Source organism: Streptomyces sp. NPDC037100, from assembly GCF_055606225.1.
In genome coordinates this window covers 24,779-44,344 of record NZ_JBVJSX010000012.1, presented here as the reverse complement: position 1 = coordinate 44,344, position 19,566 = coordinate 24,779, and the positions used below count along the sequence as shown (strand labels likewise).

The window sequence follows — 19,566 nt, the reverse complement described above, 5'->3', positions numbered from 1 at the left end:
GCCGGGGGCCGATCCGAGCGGGGCCCCTCCGCGGCGGCCCTCACTCCCCCCCACCAGGCACAGGAGACTCGGTGTGTACGACGGCGACGTAGTGGTGATCGGCGGCGGCTACGCCGGTGTCCGGCTGGCCCGGCGGCTCGACGGCACGGCCCGGGTCACGCTGGTGGACCGCAAGGAGGTCTTCTTCCACCGCATCGCCTCCCTGCGCGCCGGGGTGCACCCCGAGTGGACGCACACGCCCTTCATTCCCTACGACCGGCTGCTGCGCCACGGCCGCCTGGTCACCGGCAAGGCCGTCCGTATCGACACCGCCGAGCGGCAGGTCGTCCTCGCCACCGGCGAGCGGCTGCCGTACGACGTGGTCGTGATCGCCACCGGCGCCGACTACCCCGAGCCGGCCCGCTTCACCGGCACCACCACCGAGGAAGCGGCCAAATCGTTCGCCGAGCACCAGCGCGACGTGGCCACGGCCGAGCACGTCCTGGTCGTCGGCGGCGGCCCGGGCGGCGTCGAACTCAGCGCCGAGATCCGCCTCGCCCGCCCGGACGCCAGGGTCACCCTCGCCCACTCCGGGTCCGCGCTGCTCGACTCCGCGGGCAACGCCCGCCCGGGGCGCAAGGCCCTGGCCTGGCTGGAGTCCCATGACGTCGAGGTGCTGCTCGACTCCTTCATGTCGCCCGGCACCGACTTCGGCACCTACCGCGACGCCCGCGGCAGGATCGTCGAGGCCGACCTGTCCTTCTGGGCGACGGGCACCACCCCCAACACGCTCTGGCTGCGCCTGGCAGGACACGGCGACTGGCTCAACGCGGCCGGCCGTGTGAAGGTCGACCGGACGCTCCGGGTGGAGGGACGGCTGGACGTGTTCGCCGTCGGCGACGTGAACGACGTCAGCGAACTCAAGGTCACCCCCGCCGCCCTCTCCCAGGCCGACACCGCCGCCCACAACATCCGTACCTACTTGCAGGGTTCGGGCAAGCACCGCAGGGAACCGCGCCTCTACCGCCCGACCCTGCGCACCCCGCTCATCGTGCCCTTCGGGTCGGCCGACGGGCTGACCGTGCTGCCCGTGCCGGGCGGCGAGTCCGCCGTCCTCGGCAGCCGCACCACCACCCTGGCCAAGGCGAAGAGCCTCATGACGCCCTACATGCGCCGTCAACTCGGTTACACGGCCGCCTGAGGCGGGCCGGGCCGTCCCCACCACCCCACCCCCGGCCGTTACCCGCGAGTTCAGCCTGGGGTAGGGTCCCCACCGTTTCCGGCTACCGACTGATGGTGTGCCGGTACAGGGCGTGTCGGAGGTGGCTAGAGGATGGAATCCCAGCGGGATGACGGCGGATCCGTGGACCTGGACGGCACAGGACTGGAGACGCTCGCTCCCGAACCGCTGCTGACCAGGGACTACGAGACACGTCCCGCGCTCGTGTACGAACGGCTGCGGCAGCGGCACGGCCCGGTCGCGCCGGTCGATCTCCTGGGAGTGCCGGCCTGGCTGGTCCTCGGTTACCGCGAGTCGCTCCAGGTGCTCCAGGACGACGACGGCTGGCCCAAGGGCCTGGAGAACTGGCGGGCCCGCACCGAGGGCAGGGTGCCGGCCGACTGGCCGCTCGGACCCTCCCTGGAGGTCAACCACATCCTGATCCAGGGCGGCCCCGGCTACCGGCCGCTGCGCACCGCGTGGGACGTCGCCCTCAAGCCCTTCCAGGACCCCCGCCACCCCCAGGCCAAGCGTCTGAAGTCCGCCGTCACCGCCTACGCCGACGAGCTGATCACCCTCGTCGGGCAGGGCGGAAGGACGGGCGTGGCGGACCTGTCCGCGCAGTTCTCCCGGCCGCTGCCGCTGATGGTGGCCAGCCATCTCCTGGGCTTCCCCGGCTCGCAGGGCGACGACGCGCTGATGGACATGTGGCGTGTGCTCGACGCGGGCAAGGACGCCGAGGCCGCACTGGAACGCCTGCTGGCGACACTGGCCGAACTGGCCGCGCTGAAGCTGGAGAAGCCGGGCGACGACTTCCCCTCGTACCTGCTGGCCGCCCACCCGGACCTCTCGCTCGACCAGCTCGCCCGCGAGCTGTTCATGCTGCTCGGCATGACGTCCGACCACGTCGGGATCCTCATCTCCAACACCGTCGTGGAGGTCATCTTGGGCGAGGGCAGCGTGCGCGCCAGCCTGTCCGCCGGGATGGTCAGGGAGAGCATGAACCGGGTCGTCATGCGCAAGCCGCCCCTGGTCAACTTCGTCCCGCGCTTCGCGGCCCGGGACACCCCCCTCGGCAACTACACGATCCGGGCCGGCGACCCCGTGTGGGTCTCCCCGGGCGCCGCCCATGCCGACCCGCTCTTCGCCGACCACATCGCCTCGGGGACCACCATCAGCACCCGGGCCCACCTGTCCTGGGGAGCCGGGCCGCGTCAATGCCCGGCGCGGGAACTCGCCTCGACGGTCGCGGCGGTCGGGGTGGGGCGCCTGTTCGAGCGGTTCGACCACCTCGACCTCGCCCTGCCCGCCGACCAACTGCCGTGGCGTTCCTCGCCGTTCATGCGCGGCCTGCGCTCCCTGCCCGTGCACTACGAACTCGCCTCCGCGCCGCCCCCGCGGCCGTGGGCGGACGATCCCGCACCCGGAGCGGCCGAGGAGGTCCTGCCGGACCGGTCCGCCCGGCAGCGCTCCTCGCTGTGGCGGTATCTGACGGGCCTCATCCGCGGCGGCCGCTGAGCTGCGCGGACCGAGCCGAGGGCTCGCGGGGGCCGGGCAGGTGCATCTCGATGACCTGCCCGGCCGTTCTCTGCCAGGAGGTGGGAGGGCGCGGATCACCGCCACGTCCGGCCGGCGCCTCAGAGCACGCGCGAGCACGTCACCGTTGCCGTAGGCCTCGGGGACGACCTCGATGCCGTCCCCGTGCGACGGCAGAGCGGCGAACGCTCTCCGCACGAGACGGGTCTGTTCGAGGGGAAGAACGCGATCACGGTCGCTTTCTCTCCGCCGTACGCGGCCCCACGGGGCCACCTTGCCCGGATCATCGCCGCACACCGCCGACTCCTCAGTGCGGGCAGCTCCTTGACCGGCGGCCCCGTCCGAGTCGCTGCCGGGCCGACGGTGATCGATTGGTGGGGTGTGGGGGCCGGGCGTACCGTCGAACGGTGGACACCGCAGGCAGCAGCCCGCAGCCGGCTTCACCACAGGCGACCACCACCAGGGAATCCGGTGGTGGCGGGAACACGATGGCACTCCTCGTTCTCGCCTCGTGTCAGCTGATGGTGGTCCTCGACATCACCATCGTGAACATCGCGCTGCCGCACATCCAGAGCGCGCTGGACTTCTCCGTCACGAGCCTGTCGTGGGTGGTGAGCGCCTACACCCTCACCTTTGGCGGTCTGCTGCTGCTCGGCGGCCGGGCGGGCGACCTCCTGGGCAGGCGGCGCGTCTTCATCTTCGGCGTGCTGTTGTTCGCGCTGGCCTCCCTGCTTGGCGGGTTCGCCCAGAACTCCGGCCAACTCCTCGGTGCCCGCGCCCTGCAGGGCGTCGGCGGCGCCATCGCGTCCCCCACCGCCCTCGCCTTGATCAGCACGACCTTCCGCGAGGGGCCGGAACGCAACCGCGCCTTCGGGGTCTTCGCCGCGGTCTCGGCCGGCGGCGGCGCGATCGGCCTGCTCGCGGGCGGGATACTGGTGGAGTGGCTGAACTGGCGGTGGGTACTGTTCGTCAACGTGCCCATCGGCCTGCTCATCGTGCTCGCCACCCCCAAGTGGATCAGGGAGTCCGAACGCCACCCCGGGCACTTTGACGTCACCGGCGCGCTCACCTCCACGGCGGGCATGGTGCTGCTCGTCTACGGCTTCATCCGGGCCTCGCAGGACGGCTGGCGTGACCCGCTCACCCTGGCCTCGTTCGCCGGGGCGGTCGTGCTGCTCGCGGTCTTCATCCTGATCGAGCGGCGTTCCAGACAACCCATCACGCCCCTGCACATGTTCGCCGACCGCAACCGTGCGGGCACCTACGGCATCATGCTGTGCCTGGCCGCCGCGATCTTCGGCATGTTCTTCTTCCTCACGCTCTTCGTGCAGAACGTGCTCGGGTTCAGCCCGCTCGAGGCCGGATTGGCCTTCCTGCCGGTCAGTGCGGTCATCGCCGTGGGAGCCGGACTGGCCTCGCGGTTCCTGCCCGTCTACGGGCCCAAGCCGTTCATGGTGGTGGGCGCGATCCTGGCGGCGGCCGGCCTGGCCTGGCTGACCCTGACCGATGTTCACTCCACGTACGCGGGCAGCGTCCTCGGCCCCATGCTCGTCTTCAGCCTGGGCATGGGCATGGAGTTCGTGTCGCTGACCCTCATGGCGCTGTCCAACGTGCCCACGCCGGAGACCGGTGCGGCCTCCGGACTGCTCAACGCCACCCAGCAGGTCGGCGGCTCCCTCGGCCTGTCCATCCTGGCCACGATGTCCGCCACGGCCAGCGCCAACGAGGCCGAGAAGCTCCTCCAGCAGGCGCCCCTTGCCGAGCGCCTGCGCTTCGAGCGCACCGGGGAACTGCCGAAACCCTGGTCCGACGAGATCCTCACCGCCGGCGTCTCGGCCGCCTTCATCACGGCGGCGATCTTCACCGCCGTCGCCGCTCTGATCGCCCTGATCGTCATCCAGGTCCGCCCCTCCGACCTGGAACGCCTGAAGGGCGGGGCGGGCCCCGGCCCGAGGTGAGGCTCGCCCCGGGCCGTTCTACGCCCCGATCCGCGCCGCGATGACCGGCGCCAGCCGGTCCGCGATGACCCGGTGCCCCCGGTCGTTGGGATGCACCGAGTCCGTCAGGTCACCCGACCCCAGCCAGCCGGTCGTGTCGACGAAGGACACCCGAGCGTCTCCACCGGCGACGGCGGCCTTCACCGCGGCCTCGGTCTGCGGGACGAACCGTCCGCGGAACGTCTCCAACGCGAAGATCCACGCCTGCGGATACGCGGCCCGCACCTTGCGCAGCAGGCTGCTGTACGCCGACTGGAACTGCGCCGCGCTCACCCCGTGCCCGACGTCGTTGGTGCCGAGGTTGATGACGACCGCGTCGGCCCGGTAGCGGGAGAAGTTCCAGTCGGGCGTCGCCGCGTTCGGGTTGAGCTTGGTGAACTGTCGCTCCAGCCCGACGCATCCGTCCGCCGCGGCGACCAGACACGCACCCCCCTGCGCGATCTGCGTGTGCTCCGCGCCCAGCCGCTCGCCGATCAGCCAGCCGTACGCGGTACGGGCGTTCTGCGAGCTCGTCGTGCCCACGGTGATCGAGTCGCCGACGAACTCGATCGTCCTGGCCGGGGCCGGCGGTGCGAACGTCGTCGCACCACTGTCCAGGACCAGGCCCTGGAAGACGGCGTCGCCCTTGTACGACCCGGCTACCACCTGGTAGTTGACCTGGAGCGTGTGGTTGCCGGGGGAGAGCGCCGTCGGGGTCAGGTTCACCGTCCCCTTGACGTCGTCGTGGAACCGCACGGGACCGTTGTCGATCCGCGCCCACAGATCGATCGTGCCCCGCTGCTTCAGCTTGACCGTCCGGCCGGTGAAGCCGGCCCGGTAGTAGGCGCCCGCCCAGTAAGGGGTGTAGGCGGTGGCCGAGCTGGTGGTGTCCCAGCGGCCGACGAACTTGATGTTCGGGTCGCCCGGCTGCCCGGGGGCCGCCGCCTTCACCGTGGTGCCGATGAAGCCGGTCTGCGCAGCGGCGGCCCGCGCGGGCGAGCCGTCGGCCCAGGAGAGCAGGCAGGCCATGAGCACGGCCGTGAGGAGAGCCGGCAGGGCCCGTCTCGGGAAGGGGTGGGGGGAGGTCTGCACGGGATTCCCTTCACGTAGGGATGGGATGAGAGCGCTCCCATAGGCGGCCGTTCGAGGGAAGCAGTGAAACGGTTCAGCGTCAAGCGCGCGGCCGTTGACGGGAGTCGAGAAGGAAGCCCCTGGCTGCCGATCGCACTGCCCCGGTGCCATACGGCCGGGTGGCGGGTGCCCCCGGCGCTTCCGTCGGGTGAATCTGAGGCCGCCGGTGCCCTGGACACCGTCGGCGGCGGAAGTCTCACAGGGTGAGCGAAGGAGGAGGACCACCCCACCGGCGGCTCGGGCGAGTGCTGCGCGATGCGTTCGGTGTCCGCGGTGCCCTGCACCGGCGCCGGCTGATGCGGCAGGGTTACGACCGGACCAGGACCTGGCGGGTCCGCAAGAACGGCACGTACGTGGCACTGCTGGTGCTGACGTTCATCGGGGCGCTGCTCCTGCTGTTCCTGGCCGTCACGGCCCTCATCACCCTGCCGCAGGAGAAGAGCTTCAACTCCCCCGTGCGCTGGATCGGCCAGCAGTGCGGCGGTACGGACGGTTTCAGCTGCACCGTCCTGCAGTCGCTGTTCATGCCGTTCCTCACCCTCGCCCTGGCCACCGTCACGTACCTGTTCTTCCGCTTCCGCCACGTGCGCCAGGCCTATGTGCGCAAGGCACTCGAGGACCCCCACGAACTCGTGGAGACCGCGGGCGGCATCTTCGGCCGGGTCGTCGGCCGCGACCAGCTCTGCTCCGTCCTCATGGAGGACCTGCGCGACCGCCGCTTCCGCCGGACCCACGTCGTCGTCGGCGGCATCGGCACCGGCAAGACGGCGCTGGTGGTGCTGCTGACCCAGCGGCTCGCCGAGCGCGGGGCCGTGCCGGTGCCGCTGCGGCTGCGTGCCGCCGACCATGACCTGGACTTCCGCGAGCTGGCCTTCGAGCGCTTCTGCCGGGAGGTACAGGGCCATATCCGGTCCGGCGCGGAGGCCGAGAAGGTGTGGCGGCGGCTGAGTCAGCAGGGGCGGATCGTGGTGCTCGCGGACGGCCTGGACGAGGCGCTCACCTCCGCGAACCTGACGGAGGAGCGCGACACCGTCATCCGGCTGGCCATCCGCCGGGCCAACGAGGAGGGGCTGCCGCTGATCATCACCTCCCGGCCGCACGACTCGCTGCGCGGTATGGAGGCCTCCCTCACCGAGCTGGAGCCGCTGAGCGAGGAGGCCGCCCTCACCTACATCTCCTCCGGGGGCGCCGGGGAGGACCGCCAGCGGCTGGACTGGATCGTCGAGCGGGCCGGCATCGCGGAGGCCCCGACCTATCTGGAGATCGCCGCCGAACTGCACGAACAGGGACTGCTGGAGCGCGCCCTCAGCGCCCCCACGGAGGAGGAGGCGGTCGAGACCCGGGGCGGCGACCGGGCGTCCTTGCGTTTCCACCTGTTCGAGACCTGGCTCAGCGCCCTCATCAGCGGTCGTTTCCGGCCGGACCTGCCGCTTTCCCCGGAGGAGCGCCGCTCGACCGTCCACTACCTGTCCGCGCTCGCGTGCGTGGGGCTCGCCCTCGACACCTCCGAGGTGCGGTTCGCCGACGTCGTCGACGAGCAGGACCCGGCCGGCTCCCGCTTCCCCGAGATCGTCCGCGAACTGGCCCGCAGGGTCGGCGACAGCGGTATCGACCTCAGGCTCGCCGCCCACTGGGGCGCCCGGATGGAGCTGGTCGAGCTCGGCGGGGACCGCGTCCGCTTCCAGCACAGCGTCATCCAGGCCCAGTTGGGTGCCCGCTTCCTGAACGCGGTGATCCACCCCGACGTGCCGGACGAACCCCGCGAGGGGTCGTTCTTCCCGGCGGCTCTGCGCAGTCCGGGCCGGGAGCTGCTGATCGCCATGGTGCTGCACTCCCGGCTGCCGGACGGCGCGTGCATCCACGACGAGCCGGGCGCGGCGGGCCCCGACGGGACCTGTTGGTGCCCGGTGAGCGCCGCCCGCGACCTTCTGATGGAGGCCGCCTGCCAGGCGCAGTCGGTCCGCAACTGCGGCCAGGGCGACGACGACAGACAGGAGGTGCGCCCGCTCTTCGGCCGCACCCTGCACAGCAAGGCCCTGGAGCTCTACGCGGCGGCCCTGGAGATCGACAGCGTCGACGCCGAGCCGGAGCAGCACCTGATCGCCATGCGGCTGTGCACCTCCTGGCCCGAGCTGCGGGCCCGCGACCCGCACACCCTGCAGACCGCCAAGGCCCTGCTCGTGAGCCGCTTCGGCGAGGCCATGCGCGGGGTCGCCCAGCGCCAGACCCTCCGGCCCGCCTACCTGGAACTGTTCGAGATCGCGCGCCTGGAGCCCTCGTACGCCGTCCGACTCGCCATCGCGCAGGAGATCGGTGCCGGCGGTGACCTCGCCTTCGAGGCGCTCCAGCCCAGGCTGCGCGGACCGCAGGTGGTCGAGAGCGGGCGGGTGGAGCGCGAATCCGACTGGACGGAGGAGATCTGGGGCGGCCAGCAGCCCGAGGTCGTCGGCGAGCGCGAGAGCCGGCGCCGACGGCAGGGCGAGGGCCAGGTCGCCCGCATGAAGCGGGAACTGAAGGAGCGTGAGCAGCAGCGGCGTCGGGAACGCCGACGGGAGCGCGAGGACCGCGAGGCCGAGGAACGGCAGTGGCGGGACAACACCCTGTGCGCCTGGCTGGTCCCGCTGCTCGTCGGCTCGGTCACCACCCACCGGCACCAGGACACGCCGTACGCCTTCCTGGAGAGCTGGGTGCGCCGCGTCGGCATCCCCGAGGACAGTCCGGAGGCGCGCGCCGGACTCGACCTCAACGTGGAGGTGGCACTCGCGCAGGGCTTCAAGTACGCGGCGAACCGGCGGCACCGTCATCCGCACGCCCGGTCCGAAGCCCGCGAGTACCTCAGCGAGCAGGCGTGGGACATGCTCAAACGCACCCGCTTCTGGTTCACCCGTCTGACGCTGCTGCACGCGCTGACCCTCTGGGACCTGCCGGACGGCGCCACGGTTTCCCGCCCCTCGAGCGGTCACGGTTCCGACCCCGCCCAGCAGGTCCGTCAATGGCTGGCCCGGCCGGACGGCGAACCGGAGCACCCCTTCGTGACGGCTGCCGGGAAGCTGTGCGTGTGGGCGCTGGAGACCCGGCAGCCCGAACGGTTCCTGTGGATCGACGAGTCGGGCGTCGCCGCGCACGTCGGCTCCCAGACGTCCCGTGGCGAGGCCCGCAAGCACAACCTCTGGATCCCGCCCTCCACCGGATGGAGCGCCCTCCACCCGAGCGCGCAGCAGCTCCTCGCCGACGTGCTGCTGCTGCTCAACATGGCCGAGCGCGGAGACTGGCCCACCGACCGCATCCGACGCCTGCAGCACACCGCCCGCCCCGACCTGCCGCCCTGCCTCACCCTGGACCGCAGCCCGCTCGACCCCGGCCGTACCACCGTCCGCACGGCGTCCTCCCAGGCGGGCTCCAACTGCCGCGACGACTGTGCCTTCGAGCTGTGCCCCTACCCGCCCACGGGCCTCGACGGCCAGCGCGTCGAACTCGGCGAGGCCTTCTGCCGCGCCCAGGCCACCCTCCTGTCCCACTCCCGCTCCGGCCTGCACCCCAAGGCGTCCTGGCAGCGCCGTACGAGCATCGCGGAGTTGCGGACGTTCTGGGAGTCGATGGGGCACCGGGCGCAGCACAATGCGCGGCCGCGGTGAACGGTGGCGCAACGCCGTTCCCACGTGGCCGGAGGTGTGGCGCAGGAGGCCGCCCCCGTCACCGCTCGGAGCGGGGGCAGGCCTCCAGAGCCGCCACGAGACCGGCCGCGTCCGTACCGAGCTTCCGGTACACGGAGGACATCTGCTGCCGCACCCCCTGCTCGGTGATGCGGAGCTGCTTGGCGACCACCGATGCCGGGTGGCCCTGGGCGGTCATCTCGGCGGCCTTGAGCTCCTGGGCCGTGAGCATGTCGCTCTGGGCGTAGCGGAGGGGCAGAGGGCGCATGCCTGCCGCGGACAGCTCCTCCCTGGCCCGCGCTGCCAGGGCCTCGGCACCGCAGTGCACCGCCCCTTCCAGCCCTTGGTAGAGCCGGTCGGCGGCCTTCTGCAACCGGCCGCTACGTGACAGGGCGGCCCCGTGGCCGACGAGGGCACGAGCCAGCTCGTAGGCGGCGGGGGAGCGTTCCAGATGGTCGACGGCCTGGTCGTAGAGGTCGAGTGCGGCCGGTCCGCCGGTGACCTCGGCGAGGGTGTGCAGCGACTGCCCGATGACGGAGGCGGCGCCGAAGTCGCGGGCGCGCTTCACGGCCTCCTTGGCGTGGCGGACCGCCTCGTCGGGGGCCGTGGGGGCCAGCGCGGACGCGAGACCGAGCTGCCACGAGCACCAGGCCGGGTTGCGCCAGGCCCGCTTGTCCAGCCAGGCCCCGACGGCGGTGAACAGCGCAACGGCGTCCGCTCGTCGTCCCTCGGCAAGGAGCAGTTCCGCGTACACGGTCCGGGGGTCGGGATAGATGACGGCGTTCGGAGTCACGGCTCCGTATGCGAACCCGTCGGCGAGCCGGCGCGCCTCGGTGATCCGGCCGCGGGCCAGCAATGTCTGGATGAGCACGCCGAGCGCGAACCACTGGGCGGGCACCGCCCCGTCCACCTTCTCGGCGATGCGCAGTCCCTCCCGGACCAGGTCCTCGGCTTCGGCGAGACAGCCGCGGCGGTACCGGATGTAACCGGCCAGGGTCTGCCCCAGAGCCAGGTGAGACCCCCGCCAGCCCTTGCTCACACACTCGGCGATGCCCTTGTCGAACAGTTCCTCGGCACGCCGCGGCTGGTCGCCGTACATGAACACCAGGGCGACCGACACCGGCACCTCGAAGCCCCGGTTGTCGTCGGTCCAGCTCATGCCGCCGTCCAGGGCCTTCTCGGCGTAGGCGAGCGAGGTCTCCCGTGGTTCGCCGCGTTTCATGGAGTCCCAGGCCCGCAGGCCCTTGATGCAGCGCTCCTCCAGGCTGTTGCCGGGCAGTTGTTCGGCCAGCCGGGTCAGTGTGCGGGAGTGGGCGGGTGAGTCCACGTCGTCGGTGCGGACCATGCTCCACACGAAGTGATCCGCCTGCATGCGGAGTTTCACGCGCGGGTTGGCGGCCTTCCGTGCCTCCTCGGCGGCCACGGTGGCGGCCTCCGCCGGCTGATCGGTGTGAGCCAGCGCCTGAGTCAGTGTGTAGACGATCGACGCGTGCAGGTCGGGGTCGATGTCAGGCTCGGCCAGGGCCTGCCGGAGGTGGCGCACGGTGGCGGTGGGTTCGATCAGGAAGGTGCAGCACGCGAGTTCGTGCAGGATCGCGGCCCGGTCCTCGGGGAGGGGCGGTTCTCGCAGCGCTCGGGTCAGCAGCGCTCGCGCGGTCTCGGGGGCCCCGGCTCGCAGACTTTCGCGAGCGGCCTCCCGCAGACATGCCACGGCCTCCGGCTTGCCCTCGCAGGGCACTTCCAGCAGGTGCCGCGCGGCGGCGGTCGGGCGCGCGGTCCGGAGCGACTCGGCGGCGAGGTTGTGCAGGAGGACCCGGAAACCGGAGCGGATGTGACGGTAGATGGACGTGGCGATCAACGGGTGGACGAATTCCAGCTCTCCCTTCGGATCCCGCCCGTCGGCCAGGATGCGGGCGGCGCGCAGGTTCGCGGTCGCCTCCACCGCGTCCTCCTCGCCGAGCACCGCGATGGACGCGGCGAGCTGCGGATCGAAGGGTGACCCGAGGACGGCCGCGGTCTGCGCGAATCGGACGGTCTTCGTGTCGAGCCGCTGGAGCCGCTCGTAGAGTCCGGGCCCCTTGATCGTCGCGGCGAACTCGCGCATGGCGGACAGGTCGCGCTCGGTGCCCTTCAGCTGGTGTTCGCCGAGCCGGATGGCTAGTTCCACCGCTTCGAACGGGCTCCCGCCGGTGATCTCCCAGCACTCCTTGCAGAACATGTCCTCGGCTTCCTCACCGAGTTCGTCCCTGATGATCTGTGTGACGCTGTCGGCGCTGAGCCGGTCCAAGGAGAACGGACGCTTGTCGTGCCGACTTGCGAGCGTGCGGAACGCGTCGCCCTCGGGCGGGAGTTCGTCGGGCCGGTAGGCGGCCACGATCAGCAGGGGGAGGTCATCGGCCCTCGGGGCGAAGGAGGCGAGCCATCCGAGGGACTCGGTGTCGGCCCAGTGCAGGTCGTCCACGAGCAGGACGACGGGCGCCTTCCTGACGACGAGGCGGGTCATGACCCAGTCGAGGCCCTCGCGTACGCAGAGCGGATCCGGAATCCGGGCGGCGCCCTTCGCCTCGAGGCCGAGCGCCGTCGACACGATGTCGTACCAGCTGCCCAGAGCGTTGCGGAGCTTGTCCGAGTCCATCGTCGCCAGTGACGGCTGGACGAGCTGGCGCACCACATGGAACGCCAGCTGCCGGTCCTGCTCGCCGCCCCGGCCCGAGAACACGGTGAACCCGTGCGCCACGGCCCAGGAACGGGCCTGGTTGACGAGTGCTGTCTTGCCCAGTCCGGCCGAACCGGTGAAGGCGAGGAGCCCGGTGTTACGTGCTCGCGGAACCCCGTCGACCGCGTAACGGAGCTCCGTCAAGGCGTCTTTGAGTGCGCGCAGTTCGCGTCGCCGCTCCAACAACGGCCGGTTTCCGGGGCCGGGTTGCCGAAACTCCTGCTCCATGTGCCGCACCGCTTCCTGTCGCCGGCCTCGGAGAGACGCGACGAGCGTATGCCCATGGGGGTGCGGGATCGGGCTGATGTGATGGTCAGTACAACTGGAAAGGATGAATCGTGCCCGGGGAAGGTTCGGGATTTCCTCCCTCCGGGTAATGTCGGTCAATCATCTTCCCCCCGGGGCCGTAGGTCGGGGCTCATGCCGGAACCGGCGCGGCCGCAGCCTCCGCATAGCGCGGCACCGTGCGAGACCAGTAGTAGCAGCCTCGAATCCAACCGATCATGCCTTCCACGTAGCCGACACCCGCTGGGCTCAGTGCCGGTTCGATGTCCGCGTAGAGCCTCTCGACCTCGACGATCGTGCCGTTGATCTGCCGGATGGCGAGCAGCACCGCCGCGGGCAGCGAACAGCGGTGCGCGCGTTCGTAGGCGAGTGCCAGATTGATCATCCCGCCCGTGCGGTGTTCCTTCACCGCGGAGAAGAGGTCGGGTATCCACACCGCCGCGTCGGCCGACAGGCGGCTGAGGCGCCGCATCACGGGATGGTGGAGTTCCTCGGGGGTGAGTTCGCAGGCTTGCGCGGCCTCGCACAGCGGGAAGAACGGTTCGACGCCCGCGGTCAGCGACCGTATGGAAGTGCACAGGCCGGTCCCGGGCGGAAAAGTATGTGCCTGTGCCACGGCCTCGTACAACAGGCCGTGCACGTACTCACGGCTCCTGGCCGCCCAGCGTGCCGCCTGCGCGGGGGTGCAGCGTTCCCGCACCTGCTCGTGGAGATCGGCGAGCGCGGCGCCGAGGGCCGTGGTGGGTGCCTGACCGTCTCGCAGGATCCCGACGCTTTCGCACAGCATCGGCAGCAGCCGGGCCGGCGCCTCCCGGCCCACCTCCTCCGCCAGGTCGTCGAAGACGAACTGATAGGCGATCTGGTTGGCCGCGATCTGGAGCAGGCCGGAGTCCATGGCCGGGCCGTTGAAGGACGCGAGCTCCGCGGGGCGGGTGCGGGCGATCATCGTCGCCACCCCTGGATCAGCGGTCAGCCCGTACGCGGCGAGCCACGCGTCGACGCCTGCCGCCGCCTCGGCCTCGTGGTCATTGCGCTGAAACCGAAAGGGCATGTGCAGATGGGCGTCGATCAGCTCCACCAGACTGGACGCCGCGCACTCGTCCCGATCGCCGACGGTGATCTCCTCATGCGTGATCGACATGGTCACCACCTGCCCTTTGTGAGCCCGGCATTTCCACGATGTCCCCATGTGCGGGACGGGACCTGCGGGAGCGTGGCTCGCAGGACATCACGAGCGATCGCTGTCCCAGAGTGATCGCCGGGCGCTGACGCTCGTCGCGGCCGGGGAGATGGCGCAGACGCCAGCGGCCGGCGATGGTGGCGAGCGCCAGAGTGGTCTCCGCCATCGAGAACGCGTCCCCGAGGCACTTGCGGCTGCCCGCGGAGAACGGCATGGTCGCGCGGCGCTGCTCGGGGGTGGCCCGGCCCGGCAGCCAGCGCTCGGGGAGGAAACGCTCCGGGTCGGGAAACGTACCGGGGGAGTGGTGCAAGAGGTAGGGGCTGTACAGCACGGTGGCGCCCCGGGGCAGTCGGCGGCCGGCCAATTCCGTCTCCCTGGTGGTGATCCGGGTGAAGAGCCAGCCGGGCGAGGTGTGCCGCAGCGTCTCGGAGATCACGCTCCGGGTGTAGACGAGCCGCGGCAGATCACCGGGGCCGGGGCGCGCTCGTCCGTCGAGCACGGCATCGACCTCCGCGTGCAGTCGGCCCTCGGCCGCCGGATGGCGGGCCAGGAGACCGAAAGCGTCGGCGAGGCACAGTGCGGGCGCCTCGACCCCCGTGAGCAGCAGCGTGACCACGTGGTCGTGCACCTCCTGCGCCGTCAAGGCCGGTGTGCCGTCCTCGCGTCCAGCCGACAGCAGCGTCCCCAGGACGTCGTCGCGGGGAGCGCTCCCGCTGCGCTCGGCGATGGCCGTGGCGATGATCGCGTGCATGCGCTCGACCGCCCGCTGGTAACGGCGGTTCGCGGGCGTCGGGATACGGAAGAAGCCGTCGACCGGTGCGATCGTGCGGAGGAACAGGCCGCGGACGATGACGGTCAGACAGTCCCGCACCTCTGTCGTCGTCCTCTCGTCCAGTGAGTCGGACAGGAGGACGCGGCTGATGGCCCGGGTCGTCAGTGCCGTCATCGCCGCGCTGACCGCAACTTCACGCCCTGCCCGCCAGTCCTGGCACGCCGCCTCGGCCTCGTCGACGATCAGGTCCGTGTACCGGGCAGTACGTGAAGGGCGGAAGTCGGGTTGCAGCAGCCTGCGTTTGCGCCGGTGTGTGTCCTGGCGGCACGTGACGAGACCGTCGCCCATCAGCTTTCCGAGCCTGTCGTAAAGCGGGCCCCCCTTGTCGAAGGTGCCCGGGTCCATGAGGACCTGGTGGACCAACTCCGGGTGGCACACCATCCAGGCGCGCTGAGGGCCCAGCCGCAACTCGACGAGATCACCGTGTGCGGGCAAAGAATTCAGAAACGCCAGCGGCCGACGGGCCAAGGCGATACCGTGACTGATGAAGGGGAATATGCCTGGAGCAGTACCGACCGTCCATGTGTGCTCGGCTTCGGGAACGAGGCCGCTCATCGAAAACCACCTGTCTCAGTGGACCAGCAATTCCGGTGAAGTTTCACCGACTTGGCACTTGCACCATGTCCTGCCCAGCCGGGGCTGCCCGCCGACCTGGTGAACCCTTTCTCCATGGGGGCGCACGGGTGCACGGGGGAAGCGCTGGGAGAAGCATTGTCGGTGCATGCCGAGGTGGCTGATGCTTTTCGTGCGCAACTTGAGCGTCTTGAGTGGCCCTGAGTGGCCCCATTTCCCTTGCCGAACATTCCGCTGAGAAATGCGGCAGAGCGCGCGTCGACTACCGGCGGCCCCGCCGTTCAGAAGGAGGCAGCGCTCCCGACAGGCTGGTATTGGTACGTCTACCACCGACCCCACACCGGCATCAGCGGCCACACCCCGGCCGGCCGCGTCACCAACCCGTCCGATCAGCACACCTAGGCGGTGTGATCCGCCCCGTTCGGCAGGGGCGGTTCCGAAGCGAGGCGGCGCAGTTCCTCGTCGGTGAGGAGGCGGGAGCGCAGCAGGAAGCGGACGCCCTCCGGGGCCTCCAGCGAGAAGCCGCTGCCGCGGCCGGGGACCACGTCCACGGTGAGATGGGTGTGCGACCAGTACGTGAACTGGTCCGCGCTCATCCAGAACGGCGTGTCCCCGGCCACGTGCCCCAGCAGGACGTCCGAGGCACCCACCCGGAACTCGCCCCGCGGGTAGCACATCGGGGCGCTGCCGTCGCAGCAGCCGCCGGACTGGTGGAACATCACCGGCCCGTGCGTCTCCGTCAGCCGCCGCAGCAGTTCCTCGGCGGCGGGGGTGAGTTCGACGCGTCCTGTGCGCACGGTCATGTGGTCCTCCTTGCGGCGACGGTGGGTCGGGAACCGTTCCGTATCGCGAGTCCTCCAGTATCCGCCGCCGTACCGGCAGGGGCCATGAGGCGGGAGCGGCAGCGATGGCCTGCCGGCCGGCGCGCGGGGGGATCCGACCGAGGGCGCTGGTTGAATGCCGGGCGTGACCGAAGAGGGCGTGATCCTCCACCGGAAGGCCTACGCCCTCATCACGCACGACCTCTTCGGTCACGGCCCGCATGACGGGCACTTCCGCTGGTGCGCCGCCTTGCTGCGGTGACGCCGCCTACAGCAGGTCGCGGGGGACCTTCTCGTTCCAGGTGCGGGAGAAGACCCGGCGGTCGGACTCGTACGCGTCGAGGGTCGCGTCGACGAAGAAGTCCGTCTCGTCGCACGTGAGCCGGGTGTGGGTGACCACCCGTACGTCCCAGTCGTCCCGGCCGAACCGCATGGTCCACGTGGTCTCGCCGCCGACCGAGGTGAAGTCGTCGGCGACCGCCGTGTAGCGCTCGTGGGCGCGGCGGCCGGACTCCAGGCCGATGTCCTCGAAGCGGACCGTGCCCCGGTCCTTCACGATGTCCAGCTCGGACTGGTAACCGATCAGGTCCCGCTTGACCTCCCAGCGCTCCTCCGGGGGCGTCACCTGGGTCATGGCGAGCGGGGGAGTGCCCTCGGGTTCGCCGAAGGGTGACGACGGCACCTCGTCGGGCTCCTCCACCGGCCGCACCGGCAGGGTGAGCGTGCTGGAGTGCTCGTGGACGCTGAGCAGGGCCGGCTTCGGCGCCGGCCAGGCCAGCGGCCAGTAGGACGTCGACAGGGACAGCCGGATGCGGTGGCCGGGCGGGAAAGCCTGCGCCACACCGTTCAACGTGATGGTGGCCCGGTAGCGCCGCCCCGGCTCCAACGGCTCCGGAGCCTCCGTGCTGTCCCGGCGGGTCAGGTTCAGGATGCCGTACGACACACGCGTCGCGGCGCCGTCGGGGCTCACGTCGGACAGCCGCGCGGCCACCATGGCGACCGGCTCGCTGACCGACAGGTCGAGCTCCACGCTCGGCGAGCCGAGGATCTCCACCGGCTCGGTCAGCGGCTCGCTGTCGAAGACGAGGGAACCGCCGTCCTCCTCCCTCTGGTCGTAGGGCAGGTCCGGGGGCGCGTTGTAGGAGGCCCACTTGCCCGCGAACTGGCCGACGGACAGCGGCGAGCGCACGGTCATCGCCGCACCGGCCTCGGACGCCTCCGCGGTCGCGTCCCGCGCGGGCCCGATCGTGTGCCGGGTGAGCGGGTGCGTGACGGGCCGGATGTGCGGGGACGGCCAGTCCGGCTCGCCCACCCAGCGCCCCGGCCGCTCCTCGTACGAGGTGGAGGGCGGCACGCTGTCCTGCATCCACGCCTGGAGCATCGGCCCGTCCATGACGCCGTTGTCGACGCCCTTGAGCCAGTGGTCCCACCACCGCACGAGCTCCTGGAGGTAGCCGATCGCGGGGCCGGGCTCCCCGAGGTGGGGGAACTTGTGCGACCAGGGGCCGATCAGCCCCTTGCGGGGCACGTCCAGGTTGCCGAGCAGCCGGGTCACGGCGTTGGAGTAGCCGTCCGCCCAGCCGCTGGAGGCCAGGACCGGACATTGCACGCTGGTGTAGTCCTCGCACACCGAGGCGTGCCGCCAGTAGTCGTCGCGGCGCTGGTGCCGCAGCCACTCCAGCACCCAGGGCTCGGTGTTCTCCAGCCGCTCGTGCCACATCTCGCGCCACCGGTCGCCGACGACGGCCGGGTCGGGCGGGCAGGTGCCGTAGGCGAACATGGTGCCCGCCTCGGCCAGGTTGTCCGACAGCAGGGCGCCGCCCATGTAGTGCATGTCGTCGGCGTGCCGGTCGTCCGTGAAGGACGCGATGGCGATGGCCTTCAGGCCCGGCGGCCGGCGGGCCGCCACCTGCAGCGCCGCGAACGCGCCCCAGGAGATGCCCATCATGCCCGTGCCGCCGTCACACCAGGGCTGCTCCGCCAGCCAGGCCAGGACCTCCTCGGCGTCCGCCTGCTCCCGTTCCAGGTACTCGTCGCGCAGCACACCCTCCGAGTCACCGGTGCCGCGCAGGTCGACGCGGACACAGGCGTAGCCGTGCCCGGCGAGATAGGGGTGGTGGATCGAGTCCCGTACGGCCGTCAGATCGCGCTTGCGGTACGGGATGTACTCCAGCACCGCCGGCACCGGCTCCTGATCGGAGGAGGTGGGGCGCCAGATGTGCGCGGAGAGCCGGACCCCGTCGGACATCGGGATCGTGACGTGCTCTTCTTCCTTCGTCTCGTACGGCAGGTTGGTCACGTAACGCATGGAAGTGACGTGCTCCTCACTTTCGCGCGGCGTCGGTCTCGGCCGGGGCGTCCTCGAAGGACAGGCCCAGCGCGGCCACGCAGTGGTCGAACTTCTCCCGCAGCTCCGCCTCGTCGGCCCCGCCGGTGTAGATGTGCGCCAGCTCGTAGCTGTAGCTGTCCTGCCCGGGGAGGTCCGAGAGCCTGTCGCCCTCCGCGGGGATGACCTCGATGCGCACGCCCGGGGTCTCCCGCTCGATGCGTGCGATGTCCTCGGCGCTCGGCACCCGGCGCACCACACCGTCGGTGAACCAGCGGTGGTACCACTTGGCCGCCATCGCGTAGGGGCCCTCGCGGTGCGGCATGTGCGGGTCCTCGCCGAGGGCGAGGCGGACCATGCAGTGGTGGTTGGGTACGCCGTCGACGTACTGGAACAGCTCCGCGTGCGACTGGGAGTGCCGGGGGTTGATCTCCAGCAGGTTGATCTCCTGGGTCCGCGGGTCGTAGAAGTACTCGATGCTGAAGGTGGCCGAGTCCATCCCGATCTGCCGCATCACCCGCTCGCTGACGTCGTGCAGTTGCGCGATGACCGGGGGCGGCAGCATCGAGGGGTACTGGTGGCGCAGGAAGCAGGGGGAGTCCGGGTACTGGATGGAGTCCAGGACTCCGTAGACCGTCACCTCGCCCCGGTGGACGTATCCCTCCACGGCGACCTGGACACCGGACATCGCCTCCTCCGCCAGACAGACGCGGCCGCCCACGCCGTTCATCTCGGGCGGCAGGTCGATGCGATCGAGGATGTGCTCGAAGGGGCGGCCGATGCGGGATATGCCGTTGCGGATCTCGGCGACGGCCTTGCCGAACTCCTCCTCGTCATCCACTCCGAAGGCGAGTTCGGAGGAGTACGAGAGGGCCGGCTTGAGCCACATCGGGAAGGTCACGTTCTCCGGCGGGCGCGGCGGCTCGGCCGACAGGTCGACCTGGCCGAAGCGCGGGTGCCGGTCGGTGGCCTTCTGCTGCTCCAGCCGGCTCCAGTACTTGTGCTCGCACTTGACCACGGACTCCAGGCTGGTGCTGCGGGTGCCGTAGCGTTCGCTCAGCATCGGGACGAGAGTGCTGACCGGGAAGTCCCAGTAGCCCACGATCGCGTCGATGCTGCCGTCGAACGCGTCGAGCACGCCCTGGGCCTTGTCGAGCAGTTTCGGCAGGTCCACCTCGCCGACCTGGAGTTCCTCGATCGTCAGCAGCTGGTGAAAACGCAGCTGGTCGGCTCCCGGGACCTGCTGAAGCGTGGGCAGATTGGCCTCGTCGAGCCCGATCACGAAGACGTTCTTCACCGTCTCGTCAGACACGGCTCTCCTTCCGACGACGAACGGCCC

At 70.9% G+C, this 19,566-nt stretch carries 11 protein-coding genes and 1 pseudogene; 5 read left to right on the top strand and 7 right to left on the bottom strand.

Annotated features, from left to right (window positions below):
- Positions 1-73: 73 nt before the first annotated feature.
- The 3 genes from ACZ7EG_RS32085 (at position 74) to ACZ7EG_RS32075 (ending at position 4,692) form a co-directional block, all read left to right on the top strand.
- Positions 74-1,180, top strand: a complete 1,107-nt coding sequence (locus tag ACZ7EG_RS32085) for an NAD(P)/FAD-dependent oxidoreductase (RefSeq protein ID WP_471086605.1) — start codon at positions 74-76, stop codon at positions 1,178-1,180.
- Between the two features lie 132 nt (positions 1,181-1,312).
- Positions 1,313-2,716, top strand: a complete 1,404-nt coding sequence (locus ACZ7EG_RS32080; protein ID WP_471086602.1) for a cytochrome P450 — start codon at positions 1,313-1,315, stop codon at positions 2,714-2,716.
- 506 nt (positions 2,717-3,222) lie between these two features.
- Entirely contained in the window at positions 3,223-4,692 is a 1,470-nt protein-coding gene (locus ACZ7EG_RS32075) for an MFS transporter (protein ID WP_471086599.1), read from the top strand.
- 18 nt (positions 4,693-4,710) lie between these two features.
- On the opposite strand, the gene ACZ7EG_RS32070 is transcribed toward ACZ7EG_RS32075, so the two are convergent.
- Entirely contained in the window at positions 4,711-5,802 is a 1,092-nt protein-coding gene (locus ACZ7EG_RS32070; protein WP_471086596.1) for an SGNH/GDSL hydrolase family protein, read from the bottom strand.
- Positions 5,803-6,044: 242 nt separating this feature from the next.
- Between ACZ7EG_RS32070 and ACZ7EG_RS32065 the strand changes: the two genes are divergently transcribed.
- Positions 6,045-9,476 (top strand): NACHT domain-containing protein, encoded by a 3,432-nt coding sequence (locus ACZ7EG_RS32065; protein ID WP_471086593.1) that lies wholly within the window; start codon positions 6,045-6,047, stop codon positions 9,474-9,476.
- A gap of 58 nt (positions 9,477-9,534) precedes the next feature.
- Here ACZ7EG_RS32065 and ACZ7EG_RS32060 read toward each other — a convergent pair whose 3' ends face one another.
- From ACZ7EG_RS32060 to ACZ7EG_RS32050, 3 genes are all read right to left on the bottom strand, one after another.
- Positions 9,535-12,438 carry an ATP-binding protein gene (locus ACZ7EG_RS32060; protein WP_471086590.1) on the bottom strand — a complete coding sequence of 968 codons (2,904 nt, stop codon included), beginning with the start codon at positions 12,436-12,438 and terminating at the stop codon, positions 9,535-9,537.
- 190 nt (positions 12,439-12,628) lie between these two features.
- On the bottom strand, positions 12,629-13,636 hold the full coding sequence (locus ACZ7EG_RS32055) for a (-)-alpha-amorphene synthase (RefSeq protein WP_471086588.1): 1,008 nt from the start codon (positions 13,634-13,636) through the stop codon (positions 12,629-12,631).
- Entirely contained in the window at positions 13,620-14,942 is a 1,323-nt protein-coding gene (locus tag ACZ7EG_RS32050; RefSeq protein WP_471086585.1) for a cytochrome P450, read from the bottom strand. Before ACZ7EG_RS32050 ends, ACZ7EG_RS32055 begins: the two co-directional genes overlap by 17 nt.
- Before the next feature lie 441 nt (positions 14,943-15,383).
- Between ACZ7EG_RS32050 and ACZ7EG_RS32045 the strand changes: the two are divergent.
- Positions 15,384-15,482: pseudogene (locus ACZ7EG_RS32045) on the top strand (IS481 family transposase); the annotation flags it as partial.
- On the opposite strand, the gene ACZ7EG_RS32040 reads toward ACZ7EG_RS32045, so the two are convergent.
- From ACZ7EG_RS32040 to ACZ7EG_RS32030, 3 genes are all read right to left on the bottom strand, one after another.
- On the bottom strand, positions 15,479-15,883 hold the full coding sequence (locus ACZ7EG_RS32040) for a DUF779 domain-containing protein (RefSeq protein WP_471086582.1): 405 nt from the start codon (positions 15,881-15,883) through the stop codon (positions 15,479-15,481). The pseudogene ACZ7EG_RS32045 and the gene ACZ7EG_RS32040 sit on opposite strands and share 4 nt — an antisense overlap.
- Before the next feature lie 286 nt (positions 15,884-16,169).
- Entirely contained in the window at positions 16,170-18,209 is a 2,040-nt protein-coding gene (locus tag ACZ7EG_RS32035) for a CocE/NonD family hydrolase (protein ID WP_471086579.1), read from the bottom strand.
- A 16-nt stretch (positions 18,210-18,225) separates the two neighbouring features.
- Positions 18,226-19,539, bottom strand: a complete 1,314-nt coding sequence (locus ACZ7EG_RS32030) for an ATP-grasp domain-containing protein (RefSeq protein WP_471086576.1) — start codon at positions 19,537-19,539, stop codon at positions 18,226-18,228.
- Between the last annotated feature and the right edge of the window lie 27 nt (positions 19,540-19,566).